This is a genomic window from Methanospirillum sp. (assembly GCF_028679455.1).
GTDB lineage: Archaea > Halobacteriota > Methanomicrobia > Methanomicrobiales > Methanospirillaceae > Methanospirillum.
In genome coordinates, this window is sequence record NZ_JAJRBM010000285.1 from 1 (window position 1) to 2,887 (window position 2,887).

General features: G+C 42.5%; 3 protein-coding genes. 2 read left to right on the top strand and 1 reads right to left on the bottom strand.

All coding sequences use genetic code 11. From position 1 onward, the window contains the following. Positions 1-124 precede the first annotated feature (124 nt). Both LUQ50_RS09650 and LUQ50_RS09655 read left to right on the top strand, forming a co-directional pair. The gene (locus LUQ50_RS09650) at positions 125-406 is read left to right on the top strand and encodes a hypothetical protein (RefSeq protein WP_300039586.1); all 282 of its coding nucleotides are present in this window, start codon (positions 125-127) and stop codon (positions 404-406) included. A gap of 525 nt (positions 407-931) precedes the next feature. Next, positions 932-1,750, top strand: a complete 819-nt coding sequence (locus tag LUQ50_RS09655) for a dienelactone hydrolase family protein (RefSeq protein ID WP_300039588.1) — start codon at positions 932-934, stop codon at positions 1,748-1,750. A gap of 204 nt (positions 1,751-1,954) precedes the next feature. Here LUQ50_RS09655 and LUQ50_RS09660 read toward each other — a convergent pair whose 3' ends face one another. After that, entirely contained in the window at positions 1,955-2,317 is a 363-nt protein-coding gene (locus LUQ50_RS09660) for a DHCW motif cupin fold protein (RefSeq protein WP_300039590.1), read from the bottom strand. Between the last annotated feature and the right edge of the window lie 570 nt (positions 2,318-2,887).

Below are 2,887 nucleotides of genomic sequence, written 5' to 3' on the forward strand. Positions count from 1 at the left end.
ACCAATTTTTGCTCTTTTCATGCTTATTTTTACACTATTTTTTGGTTTTCGTTGGTTCCTTGGTCCTGCATTTACTACATTATTTCCCATTCTTATTTTTTACTCAATTACATTAGGATGGTATTTGGAAGTCGGTCCTAATCCTCCAGATCCGGTCTACACTCCGGCTAGTGGATCGGTTACCACATTTGGACTTATGGGAAAGAGAGTATTTCAGAATCAACCACTCTGGGGAAATCTTCCCGTAATACCTCATGTTAACCCTTTTGGCATTATTTACTATCCGGGAATCGCCGGTTTTACAGGATTTCATATTCTTTCTCTTTCTCAGGAAAACCTATCAGGTTATTTTCTTGGTTCTGCCCTGACTGTAGCAATTGGTTCAGAACCAATAGACTGGCCTTGAGCCCATGGAAGTGTAACAGATTAATCTTTCTTTTCGCATCACGGAAAACCGTGTCAATGCTTTCCCATTGGTTTCTAAGAAGTGACAAAATATTGAAGGACATTGAATCTCTAGCAATCATTCCCTATGTGGGATTTTATATCAGAGCTTCATGTCTCCCACCCTAGGGGCTCTGAGGTCTTGGCACGTAATCCCGACGGGAGTACTTAACTCTCTTCCAACAGGAGAAAAAACGGTGTTTTTTTTTTAGACCCTCGAGGGCATTGAACCTCTGAATATCATTCGTCATGAAGCTTTTCGCGGGAACAGCAACTTATACAAAATAGGATTATATTAAATACATGTGATAATATCTGTTGATATCTATGAAAGTATGGTGTTGGTATGAAAATATATGATATAGTCCTAAGCTTTGGTGTTGTCCTTTTATTGTTATTCATCTCAGTTTTGTGGGTTAGTGCATCTCCCGTACCACCTGATCGATCAGGGCCATTCCACGTCGGTTGGTACAAAATCTGGTACCGGGTGCATCCTTATGGGGTTTATAGTGCGACGATTCGTTATCCAGCAACCCGTGACGGATGGCGTACGCCTCTCGAAATCTCTCAGGCTCCTTATCCAGGTATTGTGGTGGCAAATGGATTTGCTGGTTCTGAATGGAACATTAAATGGATTCCAAAACATCTTACCTCCTATGGGTATGTAACGCTTTGTTTTACCCCACCTCATAAAATATCAGGGAATGCCACACAATGGGCATCAGGGTTCCGCGGCGGGTTTGAAACACTGCGAAGACAAAACAGCAGTCAGGTATCATCAATCCACGGCGGGTTTAATAATGAGACGCGGGGGGCGATCGGTCTTTCTATGGGTGGGGGTGGATGTGTTGAGGCGACGGGAACCCCAGGCTCGTATATCGATGCTGCAGTCGCGCTCGCTCCCCCAGGGTTGCCGTCTGTGCTATCAGCTGCACACAATATCACGATACCGACCCAATTGCAGGTTGGGACGAATGACGGTTGGGTTCCTCCAGCGAGTGTTTTGAACATGTACACCGATGCTCTCACGAATAATACAATCAAAGAGTTTCTAGCAATCACGGGCGGAAATCATATCGGGTTCATCGACGAGTTTTACGCTAGGTTCGCAGCTCGTCATGGTTTTGATAATCCTGCGAATATCACGGTGGAGCAGCAGCATAATGTCTCCCGGAGATACTTCACAGCATGGTTTCAGTACTATCTGAAGCATCTAGGAGAGTACGGCACCTACATCTTTGGGGATGACGCCCAGCATGATCTGGATACCAAGGTGCTTGCTGACCTTCGGTTCCATATCCCATAAAAGAGAGTTTGGCTGGGGAGCTATGTCTGCCCCTACATTTATACAGTGGGGACTAAATCCCGATAAGAATACCATGGGACATTGAAAATCGGCAAGCAATCCTCAATAGGGATTTTCTGCCAGATCTTCACATCTCCCACGCTTGGGTGCTCTGAAGTCTTAGCACGTAATCCCAACGGGAGCATCCCATCCAATTTGTTAGGATTATTGGTTTTTGTCTTTCAATTGTAAAAAATCACCATCGATAATCAATAATTTTACGCCCTTTTTTGTTGACGAACGATGCAGACTCAATTCATCCGAGACAACGTAGGTCATCCCTTTTTTAATAATCGACTTCTGCCCATCTTGTAGTTCACTTACAAATTCTCCCTCTAGACAATGAACTATATGGCCTTTCTTGCACCAGTGATCCGCAATATAACCGGCAGAATATTCAACGAGCCTGATACGCAACCCTGGCAATTGAAGTGTTTGCCAAAACGCAAGCCCTTTTTCCCCTGCATGTTCTGTTTTTGAAATCAAAGCCCAATCAATTACTTGATAGGGAATACCTAAAGTATTCATCGTTCCTACTCCTATTACGCTCAGCGATAAATCTGGTTCATGATATAAATTGTATTCGAAATAATTTCCGACGGCAGCATAATTTCACTTTTTTACAGGAGAAAAAGTAGACAGGATGAAAAAATGAGGGGAGCATGAGTTTACCAGTATGTTCAAACTTTATTGGTAGACAGTGGCCCTTCCTTATAAACCATATAACAAGAGGACATACCGAGCTAAATCGAATGGTTCTATGGAGTTTCTTCCTCACCTTGACGTTCCTTGCATTCCAATACAATTACAATTATCGCATAATCCATCCCTATTGTTTATACCGACACAATTTCTCATAATCGGTTTTGTTGTTCCCTCACAGTTATACCCATAACGTGAATTGTAATTCGCTTCACAGTTTCGTAGAAGAACACCGGAACTACTTAGGAGATAGCCAGAACAGTAGAATACTGTTTCATTCACATGAACATACATTCGTTTTTGGCCATTATGATTCGAAGCACAATTTTCAAAGGTAACGTTAATTTTTATTGGATTATTTTCCATGTGGAATCCCGATTCTCAACTATATTCAGA